General features: G+C 49.3%; 24 protein-coding genes, 2 pseudogenes and 1 riboswitch. Of the genes and pseudogenes, 4 read left to right on the forward strand and 22 right to left on the reverse strand.

Annotated features, from left to right (window positions below; genetic code table 11):
* Positions 1-99: 99 nt before the first annotated feature.
* The 7 genes and pseudogenes from ABEW73_RS01975 to racE form a co-directional block, all read right to left on the reverse strand.
* Positions 100-190: pseudogene (locus ABEW73_RS01975) on the reverse strand (PadR family transcriptional regulator); the annotation flags it as partial.
* Between the two features lie 71 nt (positions 191-261).
* Positions 262-528 carry a hypothetical protein gene (locus ABEW73_RS01980; RefSeq protein WP_076325705.1) on the reverse strand — a complete coding sequence of 89 codons (267 nt, stop codon included), beginning with the start codon at positions 526-528 and terminating at the stop codon, positions 262-264.
* A gap of 132 nt (positions 529-660) precedes the next feature.
* Positions 661-882, reverse strand: coding sequence for a DUF1450 domain-containing protein (locus ABEW73_RS01985; protein WP_100538515.1), 222 nt, complete (start codon positions 880-882; stop codon positions 661-663).
* 29 nt (positions 883-911) lie between these two features.
* On the reverse strand, positions 912-1,214 hold the full coding sequence (locus ABEW73_RS01990) for an iron-sulfur cluster assembly accessory protein (protein ID WP_430173559.1): 303 nt from the start codon (positions 1,212-1,214) through the stop codon (positions 912-914).
* A gap of 103 nt (positions 1,215-1,317) precedes the next feature.
* The gene (locus ABEW73_RS01995) at positions 1,318-1,593 is read right to left on the reverse strand and encodes a hypothetical protein (protein WP_430173560.1); all 276 of its coding nucleotides are present in this window, start codon (positions 1,591-1,593) and stop codon (positions 1,318-1,320) included.
* A 197-nt stretch (positions 1,594-1,790) separates the two neighbouring features.
* Complete coding sequence (locus ABEW73_RS02000; protein ID WP_430173562.1) at positions 1,791-2,993, reverse strand: M14 family metallopeptidase; 1,203 nt, start codon at positions 2,991-2,993, stop codon at positions 1,791-1,793.
* A gap of 224 nt (positions 2,994-3,217) precedes the next feature.
* Entirely contained in the window at positions 3,218-4,024 is an 807-nt protein-coding gene (racE, locus tag ABEW73_RS02005; RefSeq protein WP_213643854.1) for a glutamate racemase, read from the reverse strand.
* Between the two features lie 233 nt (positions 4,025-4,257).
* Between racE and ABEW73_RS02010 the strand changes: the two genes are divergently transcribed.
* Positions 4,258-5,355 carry a nitric oxide synthase oxygenase gene (locus tag ABEW73_RS02010; protein ID WP_430173563.1) on the forward strand — a complete coding sequence of 366 codons (1,098 nt, stop codon included), beginning with the start codon at positions 4,258-4,260 and terminating at the stop codon, positions 5,353-5,355.
* A 126-nt stretch (positions 5,356-5,481) separates the two neighbouring features.
* Here the strand turns inward: ABEW73_RS02010 and ABEW73_RS02015 are convergent, their stop codons facing one another.
* From ABEW73_RS02015 to ABEW73_RS02035, 5 genes are all read right to left on the reverse strand, one after another.
* Positions 5,482-5,844, reverse strand: a complete 363-nt coding sequence (locus tag ABEW73_RS02015) for a YtxH domain-containing protein (RefSeq protein ID WP_430173565.1) — start codon at positions 5,842-5,844, stop codon at positions 5,482-5,484.
* Positions 5,845-5,859: 15 nt separating this feature from the next.
* Entirely contained in the window at positions 5,860-6,312 is a 453-nt protein-coding gene (locus ABEW73_RS02020; protein WP_430173566.1) for a DUF948 domain-containing protein, read from the reverse strand.
* 273 nt (positions 6,313-6,585) lie between these two features.
* A complete protein-coding gene (locus ABEW73_RS02025; RefSeq protein WP_076325697.1) occupies positions 6,586-7,008 on the reverse strand; it encodes a DUF86 domain-containing protein in 423 nt (140 codons plus the stop codon).
* Positions 7,009-7,052: 44 nt separating this feature from the next.
* Complete coding sequence (locus tag ABEW73_RS02030) at positions 7,053-7,340, reverse strand: Dabb family protein (RefSeq protein WP_076325696.1); 288 nt, start codon at positions 7,338-7,340, stop codon at positions 7,053-7,055.
* Between the two features lie 198 nt (positions 7,341-7,538).
* Positions 7,539-8,975, reverse strand: coding sequence for an NAD(P)/FAD-dependent oxidoreductase (locus tag ABEW73_RS02035; RefSeq protein ID WP_430173568.1), 1,437 nt, complete (start codon positions 8,973-8,975; stop codon positions 7,539-7,541).
* A 75-nt stretch (positions 8,976-9,050) separates the two neighbouring features.
* Positions 9,051-9,150: riboswitch (purine riboswitch) on the reverse strand.
* Between the two features lie 287 nt (positions 9,151-9,437).
* Here ABEW73_RS02035 and ABEW73_RS02040 point away from each other — a divergent pair.
* Both ABEW73_RS02040 and ABEW73_RS02045 read left to right on the forward strand, forming a co-directional pair.
* Positions 9,438-10,034: a helix-turn-helix domain-containing protein gene (locus ABEW73_RS02040; protein WP_076325695.1), complete on the forward strand. Its 597-nt coding sequence runs from the start codon at positions 9,438-9,440 to the stop codon at positions 10,032-10,034.
* Between the two features lie 167 nt (positions 10,035-10,201).
* The gene (locus tag ABEW73_RS02045) at positions 10,202-10,393 is read left to right on the forward strand and encodes a hypothetical protein (protein ID WP_098748076.1); all 192 of its coding nucleotides are present in this window, start codon (positions 10,202-10,204) and stop codon (positions 10,391-10,393) included.
* On the opposite strand, the gene ABEW73_RS02050 is transcribed toward ABEW73_RS02045, so the two are convergent.
* The 10 genes from ABEW73_RS02050 to ABEW73_RS02095 form a co-directional block, all read right to left on the reverse strand.
* Positions 10,390-10,992, reverse strand: a complete 603-nt coding sequence (locus ABEW73_RS02050; protein WP_430173571.1) for a WD40/YVTN/BNR-like repeat-containing protein — start codon at positions 10,990-10,992, stop codon at positions 10,390-10,392. The two genes, ABEW73_RS02045 and ABEW73_RS02050, sit on opposite strands and share 4 nt — an antisense overlap.
* Before the next feature lie 366 nt (positions 10,993-11,358).
* A complete protein-coding gene (locus ABEW73_RS02055; protein WP_430171814.1) occupies positions 11,359-12,090 on the reverse strand; it encodes a glutamine amidotransferase in 732 nt (243 codons plus the stop codon).
* A 60-nt stretch (positions 12,091-12,150) separates the two neighbouring features.
* Entirely contained in the window at positions 12,151-13,461 is a 1,311-nt protein-coding gene (locus tag ABEW73_RS02060) for an ArgE/DapE family deacylase (protein WP_430171816.1), read from the reverse strand.
* A gap of 90 nt (positions 13,462-13,551) precedes the next feature.
* A complete protein-coding gene (locus ABEW73_RS02065) occupies positions 13,552-14,061 on the reverse strand; it encodes an ureidoglycolate lyase (RefSeq protein ID WP_430171818.1) in 510 nt (169 codons plus the stop codon).
* A gap of 24 nt (positions 14,062-14,085) precedes the next feature.
* Complete coding sequence (locus ABEW73_RS02070; protein WP_430171820.1) at positions 14,086-15,117, reverse strand: autoinducer 2 ABC transporter substrate-binding protein; 1,032 nt, start codon at positions 15,115-15,117, stop codon at positions 14,086-14,088.
* 5 nt (positions 15,118-15,122) lie between these two features.
* The gene (locus tag ABEW73_RS02075; RefSeq protein WP_430171822.1) at positions 15,123-16,067 is read right to left on the reverse strand and encodes an ABC transporter permease; all 945 of its coding nucleotides are present in this window, start codon (positions 16,065-16,067) and stop codon (positions 15,123-15,125) included.
* On the reverse strand, positions 16,064-17,026 hold the full coding sequence (locus ABEW73_RS02080) for an ABC transporter permease (RefSeq protein ID WP_430171824.1): 963 nt from the start codon (positions 17,024-17,026) through the stop codon (positions 16,064-16,066). Before ABEW73_RS02080 ends, ABEW73_RS02075 begins: the two co-directional genes overlap by 4 nt.
* Positions 17,023-18,534, reverse strand: coding sequence for a sugar ABC transporter ATP-binding protein (locus ABEW73_RS02085; RefSeq protein WP_430171826.1), 1,512 nt, complete (start codon positions 18,532-18,534; stop codon positions 17,023-17,025). Before ABEW73_RS02085 ends, ABEW73_RS02080 begins: the two co-directional genes overlap by 4 nt.
* A 127-nt stretch (positions 18,535-18,661) precedes the next feature.
* Entirely contained in the window at positions 18,662-19,597 is a 936-nt protein-coding gene (locus tag ABEW73_RS02090) for a ribokinase (RefSeq protein ID WP_430171828.1), read from the reverse strand.
* A 17-nt stretch (positions 19,598-19,614) separates the two neighbouring features.
* Positions 19,615-20,637, reverse strand: a complete 1,023-nt coding sequence (locus tag ABEW73_RS02095; protein WP_430171830.1) for a LacI family DNA-binding transcriptional regulator — start codon at positions 20,635-20,637, stop codon at positions 19,615-19,617.
* A gap of 1,170 nt (positions 20,638-21,807) precedes the next feature.
* On the opposite strand from ABEW73_RS02095, the pseudogene ABEW73_RS02100 reads away from it, so the two are divergent.
* A pseudogene (locus ABEW73_RS02100) lies at positions 21,808-22,029 on the forward strand (transposase); the annotation flags it as partial.
* Positions 22,030-22,077: the final 48 nt, after the last annotated feature.

Raw genomic sequence — 22,077 nt, forward strand, 5'->3', positions numbered from 1 at the left:
CAATGACAGGCTAGCTACAATCCCCAGCGTCATATAGGCGATGTCAGGTGCAAAGAGTCGTATGGAATTCCAAGGGGAGCTTGTCAGACGCGTGAAGAGCAGAATCTCGTAACCATAACTCTTGCCATGGCTCAGAATGGCCAATAACGCACATTTCCAAATGCCCTTTAATTAAACTTGTTCTATCCATGCCAACAATTTAACAAAAAAAGCCCGTTCATTAGCTCGAAAGCTATTGAACGGACTGCACAGGATCATAAACTACTTTTTAGCTGAACGAAGCTTGGACAGACGTTCCTTCTCATCGCCTAACAACTCTTCCGCCAATTCCACCGCGTTTCGGTTTCCCTGCTCAATCACCTGGGAAACCGCTTGCTCGGTATGGGATAACGAATTCTCCGCTTGCTGAATCAGCTGTTCCGTCGGATGGGACATTGCCGAGGATACGGCACGGTGCAGCTTCTCCACGGAATCTAGCGCGCTGTTGCTGGGGCTGTTGGAGTGAAGACTGGAATCGTGACTGTTCATGACGGAATGCTCCCTTCTAAAGTTGTTGTTCCCGTTGCCCTCTTAGCATGGATGGCTGAGCCAGGAACTATACCCGTAGAATGGGAATTCCACGAAACTTCGATGCAGGTGTATCAAACAGTCTGTTGTTTATTACTTCACAAACGGCAGCGCCTTTGCCAGCACTTCATCCTCTGTAGGCGCGCTGACATAACGGCCATTGATATAAATAAAGGCTCGTTTGCCGCAAGGACCGCAGTAGGATTTACAGCCGATCTTAATGTCGGCATCCGGTACCATTTTCTTAATTTTCGGGATCATTGTCTTCAACTTCGTATGTCTGCACTTCTCGCAGACGCGAATATCATTAGCCATTGTACATTACCTTCTTTATCTGAAGTAACCTAGTGGTCGCCGTGATTGCCCTGGGACGGATTCGTAATCACAAAGCCTTCCTCAGGAAAATAAAGATAGTCGATCTTGACGCCGTCCAGGAAAGGTTGTCCCGCCTCCAAAATAACGTCGATCTCTTTATCTGTGGATACGATGACATCATTTTCCTTAGGCATGTCCAGGTCCAGGCCGTAGTGGGCATGATCGCCATGCGCATGGGTAACCAGCACGCGAAGTTTCTTATCCTTGTTCTCTTCCTTGTCCAGCTCTCGCTTTAACACCTTGGCGGCATTACGGGTAATTTTACATTTCACGTATATTCATCTCCTCACGGATGTTTCATTCAATATGTTATTGTAGACCCCTGCCGACTTTTTCGCAAGGGTCCTGTCCGTATTGTTACCGCCCGAAGCTCATTTACCGTACGCGCTTGGCGGGGCCCGGGTCCTCACCGATCAGACCTGGATATTTCCGTTCAACCCGAGATACGAACCAGTTCATCAGCAGCATCGTGACTCCGATGTCATCGATCGGCAGCAAAGGCATAAAGTCCGGCAGCACCCAGTACAGCACAGCCGGAGCTAGGAATAACAGCTTGTCCCCGAGTGCAACCCGGGAAGAGATTAAATAACCGAATATCCGCTGGAACACGTGCGACCAGCGCCGAAGCGACCATAATCTTCTCCACTTCATATTGTTCCCTCCATTCCAGGCAGCATGTCTATATCATTACCCAATTAGCAAATCTCTAAGAAATCCCGGCAACATCGTATTCCGGGGCTGCAGCAATAAAAGCGCGAAAAGAAGCCACTGCCTTGTGATCCATTAAAGCAGCGGCCGTATTCTTCTATATTTTATACGTTGAATAAATCTATTCGTTTCAAACGATCTTATTCCAAAGACATAAACGCAGCTAGAATAGAACCCACCTCGACGCACAGATCCTCGAAATCCTCAAGCGGCAGCGGATTCATCCCATAACCAATCTCCACGGTAAAGCCCGGCCTCCGGTAATGCTGAATGAACCAATCCTTGTATCCTGCATCGCTGCCCTGCAGCTTCACCGGCCTGTAACCGCCGGCCTGACCTAATCTTCGGGCCATGTCCTCACTCTCCGGAGGTTCGTAGTCCCTATAATTCCAATAGATTTCCCTGCCTTGACTGTGCAGGGAAATGGCCCGTTCCGGAGATATCGATAACGTATGCTGATAGACGGCTTCGGCTTCCGGCTCGCACAGCGGCTTAGTCCCCGCATAATCCTGAGGGGATGGACGGATTTTCCCCCTCCGCGCGACTTCCTCATGCCAATGCGCAGGGAACTGGTCACCCAAATCCACGCCGTTCATATTCGCCTTCCAGCGCCGGAAATCCTCGCGTCCGCCATTCCACTCGAGCAGACGTTCATAATATGGATGAGAAGGAGTAACGCCTTCCTGTACAAGCTCTACCCCATCCGGGTTTGCCATCGGCACAACCCATAACGTATAGTTCCTGTACCAGGCATTTGGCTCCTGAAAATAAACCGGTGACTCTTGCAATAATGCCCTGCCGTATTCCTCCATGAATCGCATCAGACAAGGGGTTGTGATCCATTCATTGGCATGCAGTGCTGCATTAATGTGAAGGTTCTTAGGGCCTTTACCGATCTTGGCCGCATATAGCGGTTTGCCGAGCACACTTCGGCCGATGACACTCCACTCGATAATAGGGTAGCGAAGCTGCATCTCTTGTATATCGCGTTCCAGATCCCCCGGCCCGTATTCGCCGGTTAATCGTACCATGTGTTTATGCGTGGTACCCGGCAGAACGATCGTTTTTCCCTGTGGCAGATGATGAGCCGATAACCCGGGATTCAGTTCTTCCAAGGCTTCCTTCCGAAACCGGAACGTACTGGCAATACTATCAAAGGTATCATGTTCCTGAATGACATACCTTCGGCGCAACGATGCAGGAAGATAGAGCATTTGCCCCTGCTGGAGATACGGCTGCTGTGCCGCCCATGGATTCGCCGTAATCAGCTGTTCATACGCCAGACTATATCTGGCAGCCACGCGTCTTAGCGTGTCGCCCTTCTGTACGACATATTGCTGCATAATGGATTCCTTTCCGCGGCAAAGCCGCTTCAATTAGCGTCCATTCCATGTATATGATTGTCCAACATGTATGATGCAAAAGATCGAAAAAGGCGCCGATATCCCTACCCTTTCGGAAACTTGGCACTGGAAATAATGAAGGCAGAACAAGGTCTTATCCCTTGTCCTGCCTGCGTTTTCATGCTCATATTCATTCCAGATCATCTCTAAGGTAAGAACGTGAATTATAGCTTCGTAATTTGCCAGACAACAGGTGTCCGCTTGATATGATCTCCGAGCCATTCGGTCGCAATGCTCTGAAAAATGACCGGATCTCCTGTACAGAAAAATTGATGCACCGGGCTCTCCATGCTGCTCGCAAGCTGACCTTTATCGTACAGAATCGTGCTGACCTCGCGAGCCGTCTCATCAGCAGAGCTGATCAGTTTCACGGACGGCCCCATGACCGTTTGGATCGTATTCATCAGGAACGGATAGTGAGTACATCCAAGGATCAGACAATCAATGGAGGTATCCTTGATGCCTCTCAAGGATTCTTGCACCACCTGCAAGGCATCCTTGGATCGGAACAATCCGTGTTCGACGAGCGGCACCAGTTCGGGACAGGCTTGACTTTCCACCTCGACGTAAGGCGAGAGCTGTTTCAGAGCCGCTGTATATGCTCCGCTGCCAATGGTTCCGACCGTACCGATCACGCCGACGTTACCGGTCTTTGTTGCGCTTATGGCGGCACGCGCCCCTGGGTGAATGACACCGATGACCGGGACAGGCACTTTGGACGAAATATAATCAAGCGCCGCCGCCGTAGCCGTATTACAGGCGATCACAATCATTTTAGGATCATACTGAATTAAATAATCTACAATTTGCTCCGTAAATAAACGGACTTCTTCCGGCGTACGGGGTCCGTAGGGTGCGCGGGCTGTATCTCCGAAGTAAATAATTTTCTCTCTCGGGAGCTGTCTCATCACTTCTTTAGCGACAGTCAGCCCGCCGACACCCGAGTCTAGTATTGCGATTGCTTGCTGCACGAACCCACCGCTTCCTTCTTTGTCAAATTCATGGTTTACAGTGATACCATATGTCATTTCGGATCGAAATGTACCTTAAATCTTACCCCAATTCCCCCCTATCTTCAACAAGGGCGCCGCTCCCAAAAGACCGTTGGTTAATTGTTCAAGTAATTGTAGGACTCTTGCGCCGGACGCTGACCGTAGGTAGTTTATACTATAGAAAGCACGCGTATAGTAAAGGAGAATTCTACGTGAAAGACAACATACATCATACCGACCTTATGGAGGCTGCGAAGCCGTTTATCGAGCTTTGTTATGCAGAATTAAACCGCACTCCGGAAGAAGCCGAAGACCGGCTGATGAACATCCGCTCACAGATCGAGCTGACAGGTACATATGAGCATACGCTTGAGGAACTGACGCACGGGGCCAAAATGGCTTGGCGAAACAGCAACCGCTGTATCGGCAGACTGTTTTGGGATCGCCTCAAGGTATTCGATGCCAGGCACTTAACGGAGACCTCTGACATTTTCTCAGCACTCCTCCACCATATCGAGAGTGCCACCAATGGCGGAAAAATCATGCCTACGATTACGATTTTCAAGGCTGCTCGTCCAGGGGAGGCCCCACTTATGATCAAAAACCACCAATTGATTCGGTATGCCGGTTACGATACGCCGGACGGGACGATTGGCGACCCGGCTTCCCTATCCTTCACGAAGGAATGCATGGAGCTGGGATGGCGGGGAGACTTGACCGATTATGATGTGCTTCCGCTGGTTGTGCAGCAGGGAAATGAGCCGCCGGAATGGCTCGCGATACCGAAATCCTACGTGCTGGAGGTCCCTTTGGAGCATCCCGAACTTCCCGCTCTTAAAGAGGAAGGAATAAAATGGTATGGGGTGCCTCTCATATCAGACATGCTGCTTGAAATCGGCGGCATTATGTATACGGCCGCACCGTTCAACGGCTGGTATATGGGAACCGAAATCGGAGCACGTAACCTTGCAGACGAAGGGCGCTACAACAAGCTTCCGCTTATTGCCAAGCTGATGGGGCAGGATACTTCCAGCGAAACTACCTTATGGAGGGACCGCGCATTGGTTGAACTCAATGCTGCCGTGCTTTATTCCTACAAAAAAGCAGGCGTCAGCATTGTGGACCATCATTCGGCAGCAGCCCAATTCGGTTTGTTTGAACAGCGCGAACAGCAAGCCGGGCGGGAGCTCACAGGGGATTGGAGTTGGTTGATTCCTCCGGTCTCGCCGGCTACAACCCATATTTTCCACACCTCTTATCATAACGACATCCGTTCGCCGAATTTCCATTACAGGAGCAAAGGGCAGTAATCAGGGCTTTAATTCGAATCGTTTATACACAACAAAGCCGGGGCTCTGTGCCGCCCCGGCCTTCATGTATTTTGGCGTGATCCTTATCCTCGTAAATGAGAACTGAAGCGGTCATCTGATCCTGGATTAATCGCTGACCTTCACTTCGGCAGCAGTGGACACATAAGCCTCTTCTTCAAAATCCTCGTCAAACGCGGAGACCTGTGCAATTTCCTCATCTGCCAGCCAGCTTTCTTGCCGGTTGCGCCAGGACTGAATGTCGGAGATCACACTCTCTGCCCGATCCGTCATAATGCCGATCAGGTTAACTCCCTGCTCTCCTACCTTCTCTGCTGCCTCCTGCACCTTGGTGCCGATGCCGCGGGCGCCGTCGGCAATGTCATTCCGAAGCTCTTTGCCGGATTTTGGAGCCAGAAGAAGTGCGGTAACAGAACCTGCAACACTGCCGATCAATACTCCCCAGAGGAGTCCTTTGCTCTTCTCTTTCATATTCCATCTCTCCTTCTATTTGGCTTGCCCTTCGCCGGACTTGGAGTTGTATTTGTTCCATGAATGCCAAAGCGTCATTCCGGCATCAACCCACCGGAACATCTCCCCGATCTGCCGTTCATTATCGAGGCGAGCACGTTCCAGATGCTCAACGGCGGTTATGGAAGCTTTTTTCCCTACAGCATGAATCGCATCGGCCGTCTTGGCTACCGCTGACGCAGCATCGGACATGGAAGCGGCAATAGCTTCGCTCGCTGCCAGCTGACGCTGAATCATCTCTAACGAGACCGATGCCTGCTCCAGCACCTGCGAGGCTTCTTGACTCAATCGGCTACTGTCTTCCTCAAGCCGGCCCAGCATGGTCTTGGCCCGCCCGATCAGCTTTTTAACCGACACCATCATGATCACCGCCGCAATCGCGATCAGAACGATGCCGATAGCAGCGGCCAGCGCACTCCATTCTGTCATCGGGAACTCCTCCTTTCGTCCGACCGGGCGAATGCCTAGTCGCTTGATGCATTATAAGCAGCATGGGCTTGTCTTGACACAACATCGGCGATTTTTTTATTCCAGCAGAGAAAAACCTCGAGTATCCCCCACAACTTCGGAACATCCTAGCCGCTTGAGATAAAGTCAACAAAAAAACAGACCGTTCAGGGATTCCCTGAACGGTCTGTTATGGATGAATTGTATGGAAGAGCCCATGGCATCATGGTATCTCTTTTTTAAAACTAACAAGCCTCAGTACATCTCGTTCTTTAAATACTCACGGACATTTCCCGCAAACTGCTCCAGTACATCAGGCAGAATCGGGGTTAAAGAATGAAGCGTATGCCTGTCCCAATCATAGTAGTCCTGCACGAGCGGTTTACGCAATCGAACCAGCTCCAGCAGCACCTTATGAACCTCTTCGGGGAACACCTTTTCCTCATGATTAATATCCATGATATCTTCATAACTGCTGGCATCCCGCATAATAAATCCGTCAATCAAGTAGCTGCCGACATCCGTTACGACTTCGATCGCCAGATGAAGCGCACGCTCCTGAACCAAGCCCAGCACCAGGCCTCCGTCCCATGATTGTGCCGCAGCACGCAACCCTTCCGCAATTTCGGGAATCGCGCTCAGACGCCGTTCAATTTGTTCTTGATTTACATAATACACCGCAAATCTCCTCCAGCCTGTTGTTGTAAAGTCTATATCATTGCCTACACTTCAAAATCAACGCTAAGCGTATGATCTTTCACCGTATTGATGTATTGGATCACTTCCTGGTGAACAGGATGAACGGCATATGCTTGTAAATCTTCAAGATTGTCTACTTCAACGATCAAAGCCAAATCATAAGAGCGCTCGGAGCGAATAACATCGGCACCTGCCTCAAGGGATCTTAGCATCGGAATCTTGCCATCCATATCACGCAGCACCTGCACCGTTTTCTCAATATTCTCGGCGGATGAATCCTTCAATTTGAAAAAAACAATATGTTTAATCATCGTCCGTTCCTCCATCTCTAGCATTTATGTAAATCTTTCGTATCTATCATACCCCGTTCATCCGGAAAAAGAAATCGCTACCACCAACATATCGGACATATCAGCTGCGCCAGATCTGGCCAAATAGGAGCACCGTCTGACTTACGCCAGAACGTGCTCCTGAAATCGACATTCTATTTAAGGGAACAACCGCTAAAATCAAGAACTTAATTGGTTCAGCATGTTCTGGGCAATCCAGACGCCGGCGGCACCTGCCTGAGCAAGCCCCCTGGTAATTCCTGCACCATCCCCGCCACAATAAAGACCCTTGATTTCCGTCTCGAAGGACTCCGACTGCTTCGGTCTTGCGGAGTAGAACTTGGCCTCCACCCCATAGAACAGCGTGTGCTCCGACGCAATCCCCGGCGTGACTTTATCCAGCGCTTCGACCATCTCGATCAGGCTTTTCATGGTGTTGTACGGGAGCACCAAGCCAAGATCTCCAGGGACTGCTTCCTTCAGCGTCGGCTCGAGAAACCCTTCGCGAATTCGGCCCTCGGTGGATCTCCGGCCGCGGAGCACGTCACCATACTTCTGTACAATGACCCCGCCGCTGGATAGATCGTTAGCTCGCTTGCATATTTCACGCGCATATTCGTTAGGCTTGTCAAACGGCTCCGTAAACTTATGGGATACGAGCAGCGCAAAGTTCGTATTGGCTGATCCCAGTGCCGGATCTTTGTAGGAATGGCCATTGGCCGCCATAACTCCGCTATGGTTCTCAACCACAACATGACCGGAAGGATTGCTGCAGAACGTACGCACCCGGGTTCCAACCGAGGTGTTAAAGATGAATTTGCCTTCATATAAATGCTCGTTGATCTCGCGCATGACCACATCCGAGGTTTCCACCCGAACGCCCACGTCCACTTGGTTATTATGCATTTTCAATCTGCGTTTTTTTAATATACCTGTCAACCAGGCAGAGCCGTCACGCCCAGGGGCAACCATCACTAAATTCGCCTCATGGACCTCCCCGCCTTTCATTGTGATACCGGTAATACGGTGGGTTCCGTCTTCTTTGACGGTGACAATGTCCTCGACTTCCGCCCGGAAAGCCATATCAATTCTTGTCTTCAAATATTCATATATCGACTTCAGAATCTCCAAATTCTGCTCAGTTCCAAGATGTCTTACCTGAGCGCGAAGCAGCTTCAGGCCAGCTGCGTATCCACGGTGTTCAATCTCCCGAATCGCATTGGTTGTCGGGTCCGTAATGGCAGATGTCGCTCCATGCTCTAGATTGATGGCATCAACATATTGGATAAGCTCCATGACTTTGGAGCCAGGCAAATAATCGGTCATCCAGCCGCCAAACTCCGTGGTGATATTGAATTTGCCGTCGCTGTATGCTCCCGCCCCACCAAACCCGGCTGTAATCGAGCAAGCCGGCAAACAACCGGCAAATTCCTTACGTCCTACGGCCGGTGGACAGAGCTTAATCTTCTCCTCCAGGATCGGACAGCTTCTTCGGTAAATATCATGTCCCTTGTCAACCAATAGCACCTTGCTTCCTGGTGACTTCAATGTCAGTTCATAACAAGCGAAAATGCCGGCCGGACCGGCACCAACAACGATAACATCATATTTGCTCATCATATCCCCCTGTGTGTTGACTGTCACTTTGCGCACACCGCTTCCGGGCACAAAAAAATCCTGCTCCGAATAGGTATGCTTGCGCATCCTATTCGTAGTCAGGAATTTAAGGTCCCTTGTAGAAACCCCTGAACCTTATTTTCAGGGATATACGAATAAGCATCTTTTTTCTTTATCAACCATAGTTAATATAAAACGAATTCACGGATGAGTCAAGATAAATAATATTAATCGTTCGTATTTACCCCCTTATATTTTGGTAACCAACGCGATACACCCGACTCAAATCACCAAAAGGCGAACAATACATTAAAATAATCATATAAATGATTAGGTCTATCGGACCATTACATCGGACTTATAAATCATGTAACAACGAAATGGAAACAATTGTTTTATGCTTGGCTATTGAAAAGTGAGTGTCGAATATTGTAGTATTGTGTTAAAAAAATCGGAGGAATTATGCCTACACAACTGCAGCAAGAAAAACACTCCATTGAGGCGTGGTCCCTGATCAATCGTAAATATTTGGGGAAAGGTGTGCGAGTCAAGCGCTTTCGCCGGCCGACCCGCTGCCAAATTCGCAACCGCGTCCTACTAGCCGTACTTATGGCCAACGATATCAAATTGTCGCAATTGGCCGAGGAACTGGGAGTATCCTCCCGTAGTGTCAGCGCCTGGGTATATGAGGGACGCGTTCCCGGAAAAAACAACCTGGAGAAGGCCTGTGACTACTTGGGTTATCCCCGCCACATACTATTCAGAGAGGAACTTCTGGACAAGTCACCTTTAATCTGTCAGCCGGCACCTTCCCGCTTCATGAAACGCACCCTGACACGCTCACCGGTGAGCAACCGGATTCTGACAGGCCTGTGCATGGTTCATGATTTGTCGGTAAGCGATGTAAGCCGCTGGATCGGCGTGCATCCTGGCACATTCCGTAAATGGCTGCACCAGGGCACCGTACCATCCCCAGCGTTCCAGGAAAAAGCGGAACAGTTCTTCCGTATCCCTAAATCTGTTCTATTCGCAGATTGCGCATTAAAGCAAAATTCCTAATCGAAGTTACCGTTGCACCATAACCATACTTATATTTCAACCCATGCTCAGCTAGTCGGATCGCTCCGGCTAAGCCGGGCTTATTTTCTGTCATGGCATATTTCGAGACGATCAGGGAATACAAGTAACATTCAGACCGCAATATTTAACTTTGAGGTGACAGACATATGACGTTACGTCATAAACAAATTGGCGCTGCACTGGGATTGCTCACCGGAACAACCATGGGAAGCGGTATTGGATTCCTGCTCGGCTGGCACTCCTTTAATTTGATCGTCCTGGTGGCCCTCTTCGGTTTATTCGGAGTTGCGGCTGGTCTTTGGCTAGGCTCCCGAATGATATTCAAAGAGCTCCCTTAATGGTCGCTCCAGGTTTTACCTCCGTCCTCGGTTTTGGCTTGACCGCTAAATCCCGTTTCAGGCGAGATGAAATGGAGAAATCCGGCATTCGGCGTGCTTCCAATCCGAATCCACGTCTCCCCGCCATCCGTGGTGCGATACAGATCGTTATTCTCCATCACGGTCCAGGCCTGCTTGCCATTGAGCGCAAAGATTTGGCGTACGGTGCCTTTCGGCTGAGCCTGGACCTCCCATTCCGTACCGCCGTTATCACTAAAAGCAATCCAGCCTTCTCCGCCAATCCAGCCCGAGCTATGATTAATGAGCCGGACCGCCGTCACATCCGCTAAATCCACATCGGGTTCAGCGGCCTGATGATCGGGCGCTACGTCTGTATCATCCTGTTCTGCAACAGTACTGCTTCCTGCGATGTCACCTCCACCTGAAGCTGAGCCGGAAGGGGGCTCTGTCTCCGGGGTATCCTTATTCGAAGAAATCACCGATTGCTCAGGTACCGGAAGCTCAGCCACATCCCCCTCATCCGTTGGTTGACATCCAACAGACAAACTCACGACAACGAGCATCAACAACAAAAAGCCAAACCCTATTCGAGGTTTCATCACAGGATCACACCCCTTGTATTCAAAATAACCAGCCCGTAACTTCCGCTAACAGGTCTTATATTATAAATCCAATTCCATTGAATTCACCTTAAAGCTGAACGGCTCCTCCTGTTTAGTATAACGCGAGTTCCGCATGAAGAGGAACGAAAAAAAAGCCGTTCTCCAAGTTGAATTTCCACTTGAAAAACAGCTTTGCTTCATAGATGCGGTCGAGAGGACTCGAACCTCCACGGGGGTTAGCCCACACGGACCTGAACCGTACGCGTGATTGGGAACCCATCGGAAATCAAGTCAAAGATGAGGTATTTAGAACCCGCGACCAGCAGGCGCCTGTTATGGCGTATGTGAATGTTTAATGTTCCATTATTTCAGATACTTAATTAGCTTGGACCAAAAGGCCGAATAGTGCTCCCAGTTCATAAACTCCAACGATCCCCAGTGCGGCGAACAATCGCTTGCAAACGCTGCCGTCTTGCCCGCTCCGTAAGTTCCAACCGTCAGAATGGCATCGCCTTCATGGCTTAGCAGTTCCTCTGCCCCCGGCTTGGTGGATAACTTATTATAACCTAGCAGCCTAGGCCATTCTCCCAAATCATTGACCAGCGGATGCGGCTGCGATACGACAGGCGAGAAACCGCTCGGCATCTCTACCCGATCATCTTTGTCCATCATGACAACCGGCAGCACATCGGCCAATATCGTATTTCTGTAATTGGCTTTTCCTTCGATCCCCATGAAGGTCAGGTAACCGCCAACCATCAGCAGGCCGCCTCCTTCAGCGACATATTGCTTGATTAGCTCAAGGGCGTCCGGAATGATTTGCATTTGATAGAAGGTTGGATTTTGGAGCAGGAATGTATTGGCCCCCACGTCACTAATCACAATCGCATCATAGGCCTTTAGCTCTTCTAGCGATTGAGGAAAGCGCACCTGTACTTCATGCGCAGGCATATAGTTGACGTCAATTCCCTCCTGACGCAGACAGGACAGCAAGTAGGTTGCTCCCTCCTCGTACTTGGTCGAGGTAAAGCTGTCATAACCTTTCGTATGGATCATATGCACAACCCAGGATTCACCAATAAATAAGATTTTCATAAGTTCAAGCACCTCCGTATTTTAGATCACCAGGCCTTACAAGCCGTCTTGATCCCGTTTTTACGCTTCCTCGATTTCACACCAGTCCACAATCGTTTTGGCAATCATCTTGACCGCCTGAATCACTTCGTCGACAGGAGTAAATTCATCGCTATGATGGGCAAGGCTTGGGTCGCCAGGTCCAAAGTTAACAGTCGGAATGCCGACGTTCACCGGCCAGCCCATATCGGTATGGAAGCCCAGTCCTTCGATCTTCCCTTCCTCTCCGATGGCCTTCAAGGATTGCACACAGGTCTGAACAAAGGGATGAGACACATCTGTTTCCGCACAATCGGCATCCACCAGCCATTCGATTTCCGGCAGATGCTCACGCAGCCAAGGATCTGATTCCGATACCTCGCGCAGAAAGTCCGTCAATTCCTTCTTTACGTTGCCGCCTACAAGCTTCTCGTCTCGCTCCGAAGGCAAGTATTGCGCGTTGAATACGATTTCCGCCTCATTCGCGAAGGAGGTCGGATATTCCCCAGCGTTTAATTGCGCGACATGCACCTGACAAGGGATCGCCAAGTAGGGATGAGTCTTGCTGACAGCCCATTGCTCATTCAAGCGGTCCAAATGCTCCAGAATATATCTCGCTTTCTTAATCGCATCCACCGCGCCGCCGTCCTGCCAATCCGCTTGCGGCATCTCAATATGGCCGCTGCGGCCTTGAATCTTGATTTTGCCCCATAAAATTCCCCGGCAAAGCGGAGCGATCGTAAGCGAGGTCGGTTCTGTTAAAATACAAGCATCCGCCCGATAGCCATGGTGGATGAAATCAAGCGCCCCCATGCCTCCCGCTTCTTCATCGACGACCGTGCCGACAACAACCGGACCTTTAAGCTTAAACCCGCTGCGAAGAATCGCTTCGACGGCCATAATCATGGCTGCAACTCCGCCCTTCATATCAACGGTGCCGCGACCGTACATCTTCCCGTCGATCACTTTGCCCTCGAACGGATCGACTGTCCATTTGGAGCCTGCCATGACGACGTCGATATGGCCAAATAAGAGCAGGGACTTGCCTTCCGTTCCTTTGCCAAACGTAGCCGCCAGATTGGGTCTGCCCGTAAAATCTCTTCCCGGATAATAGCCCGCCATGCCTTCATATTGCTTCAGTTCATCAGCGACGGGCTCCCAAATCTCGATGTCCGCACCCAGTTTCTCCAGCTTGCCGGCAATAAATTGTTGCAGGTCCTTCTCTTTCGATGGCCCTGGCTCCTCGAAGAACCAGGGGTTCACGCTCGGAATTTGAATAAGCTGTTGTAAAAAATGAATAATTTCATCTTGATGATTCTCGATCCAATCCATCACTCTTTGTTCTTGGTTCATCTCTCTCTCTCCTTTGTGGCAGCACTCTCCTGACACCGCATGAATCCGCAGCTGCCGTAAGCAAGAGTATCAGGAGCCGTGCCTGCTCCCTTATTCGAATCGAACAGTGCTTCCGTTCATAAAATCAACCCACGGATTGATCATTTCATCCCCGAATTTATCCTTTTTCTTCTCGATGCCGAACATATAACGGGCGTCGTCCGCAGCCGGGTAGGCCGGGCTATGCCAGACCCCCCGATGGATGACGATAGCTTGTCCGGGCTTGATTCGGAAGCACTTGACGGTGGAAGCATCAGGGCTTTCATCCGGATTGTCAATATCCATGCACAATGCTACAGGCTGCACAATCTCACGATCAAAGGTAAGCAGCATCTCTTCACGACTGACATGCCTCTCCATAGCCGTGACGACAAATTCACGTCGCTTGGTGATCACAAGGCCAAATCCGATGGGCTCCCAAACATCCAGCATTTGAACATAGCTCCAGCAATCCCACCCGTCGCCGGATTTGGAAGGATCAGTCGCCGGTATATCCACTACTTTGCCATAGGGCGCAAAAGCCTCCTCCGTTAAATCTTCTATCTGCACCTTATACTCCATTAAGGCCGCCTCCTAAGGGTGTTATTAGAAATCAAAGCTGTCCACATTATCGTTCGTGACTTCAAGCGTACCAATAAAGACACTTTGTCCGTCTACCTTCACAGTCCCTATCGTCGGAACATCCATGCCGTCCTTGATTTCCTTGCCTTGTGCCAGTTGATCCAGAATATAGACCGTTACGTAAGCCAGCTTGCCCGGATCCCAAATAATATCCGTTTTGATCGTGCCGTTTTTGATATAATTTTTCACGAGGCTCGGCACGGCAATGCCTGTAATGGCTACTTGGTTTTTCTCCAAAGTACCTGCCTTTACAGCTTGCTCCACTACCTCTGCAGCGGCCGGTGGTTCGCCGCCTGCAAATCCGATAATGCCTTTCAGATCAGGATAAGTTTGAAGCAGGTTTTGCGCATTGGCATACGCCTTCTGTTGATCGTCGTCGCTCGCGACAGTCGTTACGACTTCAATACCCGGATAGTTGGCTGCAAAATAAGCTTTAGCCGCATTGGATTTGGCAATCTGGTTTTGTGAGCCCAGACCGGCTACCATGAACGCTACCTGTCCTTTGCCGCCGATTTCCTCCCCGATCGTTTTGGCCAGAAGCTCCCCAATTTCTTGGTCTGTAGCTGGAGCTACATAATATTGGCGGTCTGTGTCCGGCGCGTCACTGTCCCAGGTCACAATATTGACGCCTTGCCCTGCCGCCTTCTTGAACACAGGGCCTACCGCTTTAGCATCATTGGGCGATACACCGATTCCGCTTACTTTGCGGGTCAGCATATCCTGAATCATATTAATTTGCTTGGAGGAATCCGCCTCTGTCGGCGCATTGAACAGAACCTTTACCTTCAAATCGGCTTCCGCCTTCTTCGCGCCCTTCTCAGCCGCCGCCCAATAAGCAGGACCGATGGACTTTGGATTCATAAAGTAAGTTCTGGATCCCGAAGCTCCCTGGTTCGTTTTGCCTCCGTTATCCGTTTGATTCCCGCTTGTACTTCCGCATGCTGCCAAATTCAAAGCCAATACGCCCGTCAGTAACGTCAATGCCAGCTTTTTCATAGGTTTCACTCTCCATTGAATTTTTTGTTTCCTACAGCAAGCAGAAGCAATGCCCCTAATATGACTGCCTGGTAAAGCACGGATACACCTAACAGATTCAATCCATTACGCAAAAACACGATGATTAGCAGCCCGACAAATGTGCCTGAAAGACTCCCCCTTCCTCCAAAAATATGTGTGCCCCCTATCAGAGTCGCTGTAATGACATCGAGCTCTATATTGGTACCCGATGTCGCCTCTGCGCTTGCCAGACGCGACACCAGAAATATACCCGCCAAGGCCGAAAACAATCCGCTAAGCATAAAGAGGATAAACCGGATGCGTACGACCGAGATACCTGAGTAGCGGACAACCTCTTCATTGTTGCCAATGCCGTACACATAAGTGCTGAATCTTGTTTTCTTCATGACAAAGCTGGCCAGAAGGAACATCACCACTAGGAAAATCGCATTAACCGGAATGCCGCCGACATACTGCTGGCCCATAAAGTAGAATGCATCCGGAAAGCCGCTAATGGGTCTGCCCTGATTGATTACGTAGACCAGACCCCGCAGCATCACGAGCATGCCAATGGTGACGACGATCGCCTGCATTCGGTGCCTTGCGATCAGATAGCCGTTAACCGCCCCGCACAGCAAGCCAGCCAGCAGCCCAATGATCACGCTGATCCATATATCGAGGCCCCGCTCAAAGGCAACTCCCATACTTACAGCGGAGAAAGCGAGAATTGAGCCTACCGAAAGATCCATGGCACCGGATATGATGATCATGGTCATCGGTATGGCGATCAGCCCTACTTCAACCATCTGGTTCAGCACATTCATAAAGTTGGTGACGGTCAGGAAATAGGGAGACAAGAAGCTGAACAGCACGATAATGACGAGCAACAGCAGCATTTGAACGATCAGCTTATTTCCCTTAAGCGGGAACCGGCTTGTCCATGTACTCATACCAAATCCCCCTCTTTTCCTTTGTTTTGCCGTATGCGCTGCAGCGTGTTAATAACAATTGCCAGAATAATCAGAAAACCAGTTGCGGCATCAACCCAGAACGGAGAAACCTTGGATATAATGAGCCCGTTTTTAACAATGCCCATAAAGAGCACGCCCAGCATCGTTCCGGCTATGGTGCCGACGCCCCCAAATATGCTTCCCCCGCCGATTAGAACGGCTGCCATGACTTCAAACGCTAAACCGCTGCCCGCTGTCGAGGCTTGCACACTGCCTACCTTTGCTGCAAAAATAACCGAGGCGATCCCGACCAGCAAGCCGGTTAATACATAGACCTTAAACTTCGTTCGGGCTACGCTGATTCCCGCAAGCTTGGCTGCCGGACCGTTCCCTCCAATGGAGTAGATCCTTCGGCCCACGCGGGTGAATTTCATTAAATAGATGAAGATTGCGATGAGAATGACGGCTATCAGCAGCGGAAAGGAAATACCGAGCAAATATCCTTGTCCGAAGAAGCGAAATCCTTGCGGAAAGTTCGTCATCCAGGTTCCTCCGCTGATCCCTACCGCAATGCCACGGAAGATATACATGGTCGCCAAGGTGACGATGATGTCCGGTATTTTCCTAACTGCGATGAAATAGCCATTGACCATGCCGCATAGAACCCCGATGCACATCCCCATAGCGGCTGCAATCCACGGATGAATGCCATGGCTGAGAAACAACCCGACAGAAGTAGCTGTCACCGCCAGCACGGAGCCGACTGATAAATCCATGCCCCCCAACAGAATGACCATCGTCATCCCGATCGCCACGATAAACATGGAGATGTTCTGATCCAGAATCAGCCTTATATTTTCGAATTGCAAGAAGTCCGGTGAAAGGATGGAAAACAACAGCGTAACGAGAATGGTAAATAAGATAATAGGCGCTTCATGCACATTGAGTAGGCGTTTCATATGCGGCCTCCTTCTGAGAGCGGATGTGAAGCACGCTGCAGCAATTGTTCCTGATCAGCCTCGCCATGTGCAAATTCATGCACGATCGTGCCTTTGTATAGCACCAGGATTCGATCACTGAGTCCAATCACCTCCGGCATTTCGGACGAAATCAGCAGGATGCTCAAACCTTCCTGGGCCAGTTGATGAATAATATTGTAGATCTCCGCCTTCGCTCCAACGTCAACTCCCCGAGTTGGCTCTTCCAGAATAAGAATATCCGGATTCGCTGCAAGCCATTTGCCAATCACGACCTTTTGCTGATTGCCGCCGCTAAGAAAGTCTACGCTTTGTCCGTCGCTGGGCGCTTTAATCCGAAGCTTCTCCATATACTCCCCGCTCATCTCTTTAATCCGCGCCTCGTCCAGCACTGTGTACTTTGAAAGCTGGGGCAGTATTGGGATCGACAGATTTTGCCGGATTGACATCGGTTTAATGATGCCTTGTCGGTGACGATCCGGCGGAACATAAGCAATTTTCTTCGCTTTGGCCTGGCTCGGGCTATTGATTTTCACCGCTGCGCCACGAATGGTGATTTCACCCGTTCCCCGCTTTAGACCGAATAAACGCTCGGCAATCGTATGCGTGCCCGAACCCGGAACGCCGAACAGCCCTAATATCTCTCCCTTTCGCAGCTCAAAAGATACACTGTGTTCAGAATCGAGCGACAGCTGCTCGACCTTCAGCACAACCTCTTGACCGTGCTTCTGCTCCCTAACGGGATATAGCTGGCCTACCTCTTTGCCCACCATCATTTGAATCAAACTCTGTTCGGTCACCTCATCGATCCCACGGGTGTCAATCTTGGCTCCATCCCGCAGCACCGTTACCTTATCCGCAATTTCAAATATTTCCTTCATGCGGTGGGAGACATACACGATGGCTACGCCTTGCGCTCGAAGCCGCTTCACCACATCAAACATTTTTTTCACTTCGTTTTCCGGAAGCGCCGCTGACGGTTCATCCATAATGAGCACATCCGCTTGAAAAGATAGCGCTTTCGCAATTTCGATTACTTGCTGGCTGTGGACTCCCAGATGCCGGACCTCCTGGCGGACATCAATTTCACCTCCTCCTATGGAATCAACCAAACGCTGCGCCTCGTCATACATTTTGGACCACTGTATCCGTCCGAATCTGCCCACCATTTCCGGACGGTCGATAAATATATTTTCCGCGGCCGTCAAATTAGAAAACAAATTGAATTCCTGATGGATAATGGACACACCTTGCCGCTGGGCGTCAAGCGGGTTGCCGAATGTCACTTCTTTGCCCTTCAGTCTGATCGTTCCTTGCGTCGGTGAATATACGCCGGACAAAATTTTCATCAGCGTGGATTTTCCTGCTCCGTTCTCCCCCATAAGCGCATGAACTTCGCCCGGATACAGTTCAAAGCCAACATCAGATAACGCTTTGACCCCTGGGAACTCCTTGCTGATGCCTTCCATTTTCAAAACCGGATGCCTCATCGTTCGACCTCCTATTCACCTTACTGGGCTGCTTTTGGATAACTTTAACAAGACTAAGCGTTAAATCGTCAAAGTCTGAGAATACAGGTGTCTCTTTCCAGGAAAGAAACCCCGTATATTGCCTTTTTTATAACAGTCTTATCGTCCTATTGTTTCCCGCTGTAAGAAACGATTGTACCTGATCATCTGCCGGAATCGAGCTCTGGGCGCCTGGTTCAGATACAGCCAGCGCCGATGCCGCTGTCGCGTAGCGCAGGCAATCGGGCAGCTCCGCTCCCGTTACATATTTAGCTGCGAATGCTCCGATGAAGGTATCTCCAGCAGCTGTCGTATCCACTACATCAACCGAAAATGCGGGATATGTGATTTGCCTTCCAGCTTGGTCCATATAGATAGAGCCTTTGCTTCCCAAAGTAATAATGAGATGAGGAATGCCGTCATTTAGCAGTTTCTTTCCGGCCTCCAGCGCCTGGCTGCTTCCTTCAATACGGATGCCGCTCAGCTCCTCCGCCTCGACCTCATTCAGAATGAGGAAAGTGACCTTGCTCAGTTGGCTCTGGTCAAACCCGTCAATTGGAGCTGGATTCATAAATACCGGAATACGCTGCTCTGCCGCTTTATCCAGCACCCTTTGATTGGCTGCCGATGATATTTCATTTTGCAGCAAAATGACGTCGAAACCAGAGAGGTCCAATTGATCTACCTCGTCTGCACCATACCTTCCATTAGCGCCTGAGGATAAAATAATGTTGTTCTCGCCTGCTCCATCGATTGTAATCAAAGCAAGCCCCGTCATACACGGCTTCTCGATAACATGATCAAGATCAATCCTAGCCTCCGCCAATTCCCTGCGTATGTCGATCCCAAAGGAATCCGAGCCCAGTGCACCCGCCATAGCGACCGAAGCTCCGGAGCGAGACGCGGCAACCGCCTGGTTAGCCCCCTTGCCCCCAATAAAGAAACGGGTCTCGTTGCCCTGTATTGTTTCGCCGGGAACCGGGTGACGCTCAACCTGTGTGACAATGTCCATATTCATGCTGCCCACTACCAAGATTTTCGCCATAGCTCTCCCCCCCAGTATTACTCCTTCAGTCTTTTGACTGAGCCGAATTTCTTCAATTCAACATCCAATATCATTTTTTTCAGCTTCGTCCGTTCTTTAGGCTGTCCTTTGATTTTTTGAATGAGCATTTCCGCCGCTTGAATTCCCATCTCTCTTGTCGGTCTGCTGACCACGGTCACTCTTGGCTGCACGAACTGGGCAAGCTCGTTATCATCAAAGCCAATTAAAGAAATATCCTCTCCGATTCGGAGATTCAAATCGCGTATCGCTTTAATCGCACCCGTACAGATGACGTTGTTAGCCGCAAATATAGCTGTCGGTGGTTGCTCGGATTGCATAAGCTCCGTCGTAAATCGGTAGCCGTCCTCTTCCAGCCAATTCCCCTGCTTGTGATAGGCAGGATCGGGTGTCAGGCCGCTCTCATGCATAGCTTGACGATATCCCCAATAACGGTCCTTGCCATCGTTAAAATCATGCGCCCCATCTATAATGGCAATGCGTTCATGACCATAGTCCACGAAATGCTTGGTCGCTTCGTACGCGCCGCGGAAGTTGTCGATTAAGACACCATCGTGGCCGCAATCGTTGATATAACGGTCGACAAGGATGGTAGGCTTGCGAATGTTCCGGTAAAACTCTGCATCCTTATGCGTGCCGATTAAGATGATTCCATCCACATTTTTCCCTAGGAAGCTTTCAAAAAATTCTTCCTCCTCCGCCTCATCGCTATTCGTGGCAACGACTAGAGTGGTGAAGCCCTCCTTCTTGGCTACCTCTACCATACCGCCAATGACTGCGGTGTAGAAGGGATTCTGAATCTCCGGCACTACGACGGATAGCATGTTGGTTTTTTTATTGACCATCGATGCAGCCATCGTATTTGGCACAAAGTTCATCTCTTCGACTATTTTGAGTATTTTCTTGCGAGTGGCTTCACTTACGCGATCCCGTCCATTCATCACTCGGGATACCGTAGCTACAGATACATTTGCTTGCTTGGCTACGTCCTTAATTGTAATTTCCTTGTTCGTTTTAGCCACCCCCCTTCCTTTAGTTTAAAGTCATAACGTTTTCTCAATATTTCCCTTTGATAATAAACGATATGAGTTCATTTCCCACTCTAAAAATGTAAACGTTTACGCAATTTCTGATTTTATTGTAGTTCATGATCAATCAGATTACAATAGGTTTTTTTATAAAAACCAAAAAATAAAACGTTTACATTTACGATATCTACCCTATCTATGTTAGGTCTTTGTTCGGTATTCAACTAAAATCTTAATACAACCTTGTTTATATGTCATATATTATCACATAAAATCAAGCTCTTCATTGTTACCGAGTAAGCCTCAGGAAAAATCACACGACTTTTATTAGAATCTAACTATCAGCCACTCCTCAAAAAAACTAGAAACGTTAACCCGTTGTTTCCCTTATTTAAAACCTCCTTTTTTAACCAATTCTTTGTTAAAACGTTTACGCAATTTGTTTGGAATTGCGCATTGTTAATGTAAAACAAAAAGCCTGGAGGAATCAGGAATAAAAACCTGAATGCCACCCGGCTGCTGCCTCTTACTTTAAGGATGCATGATAGTTCTCAGGAGATTGCTGTTCCCAAGAGCCATTGGCTAGATCTATTTTACAAAACCTTAGGACGGAAAGTGTAGGATGTAATTACAGTATCGAACATATTACCTGGTAGCTCACTCAAACGCTAAAAACGCCGAATTAGACACATGATCTATTGATCTAATGAACTACTGATAAATGCATTTGGTGCCGGTGAGGGGACTCGAACCTCCACGGTTTCCCTCACGATTTTGAGTCGCACTGCTATTGAGAAGATAGCAGAAGTTAAGTCCAAGAAGAGGAATTTAAAAACCGCTAAAAGCCTTGTAGAATCAAGGTTTTCAGCGGTTTTTCTGGTCTTTTCCAAGCCCCGTAAGGGTTCCCGGCATCTGGGCAAAATGAAGCCTTTTGGGGATGTTGGAGAGAACTCGGGAAGAACTCGGGAAGAACTCAGAAAGAACAACAACAGAACGGCCCGCTCCCTACCATTGACAAAATAATGAAGCATCTGCTTCAGGGAGGGTAATTGAAATGTCCAAAACGACCACTGCATACAATCTTGCTTACGCTTTATCTAGGTCGTGTCTGAAAACTAAAGAATCCTATGGTATGATATGAGAAAAACGAATGGAGAAACAAGCATGATTCCAAGACGGTACGAAATAACCGATGAACAGTGGGAACAAATAAAGGACATGTTCCCGCCCTATCAAACAGGAAGACCGTCGAAATTAAGCAATCGTACGATGTTTAACGCCTTTCTTTGGATTGCCCGAAGTGGTGAGGCATGGCGAGACTTGCCGGAAGAACGTTATGGTTCGCTGTTTTTTTGTGTTAGTTGGTCAGTCGTAGAAAAAAACTTTAGCTGAATGAAGAGGCATATCATTTGATATACCCCTTTATCCATCTTA

Origin of the sequence: Paenibacillus lautus, from assembly GCF_050482385.1 — a bacterium.
Taxonomy (GTDB): domain Bacteria; phylum Bacillota; class Bacilli; order Paenibacillales; family Paenibacillaceae; genus Paenibacillus_AQ; species Paenibacillus_AQ lautus_B.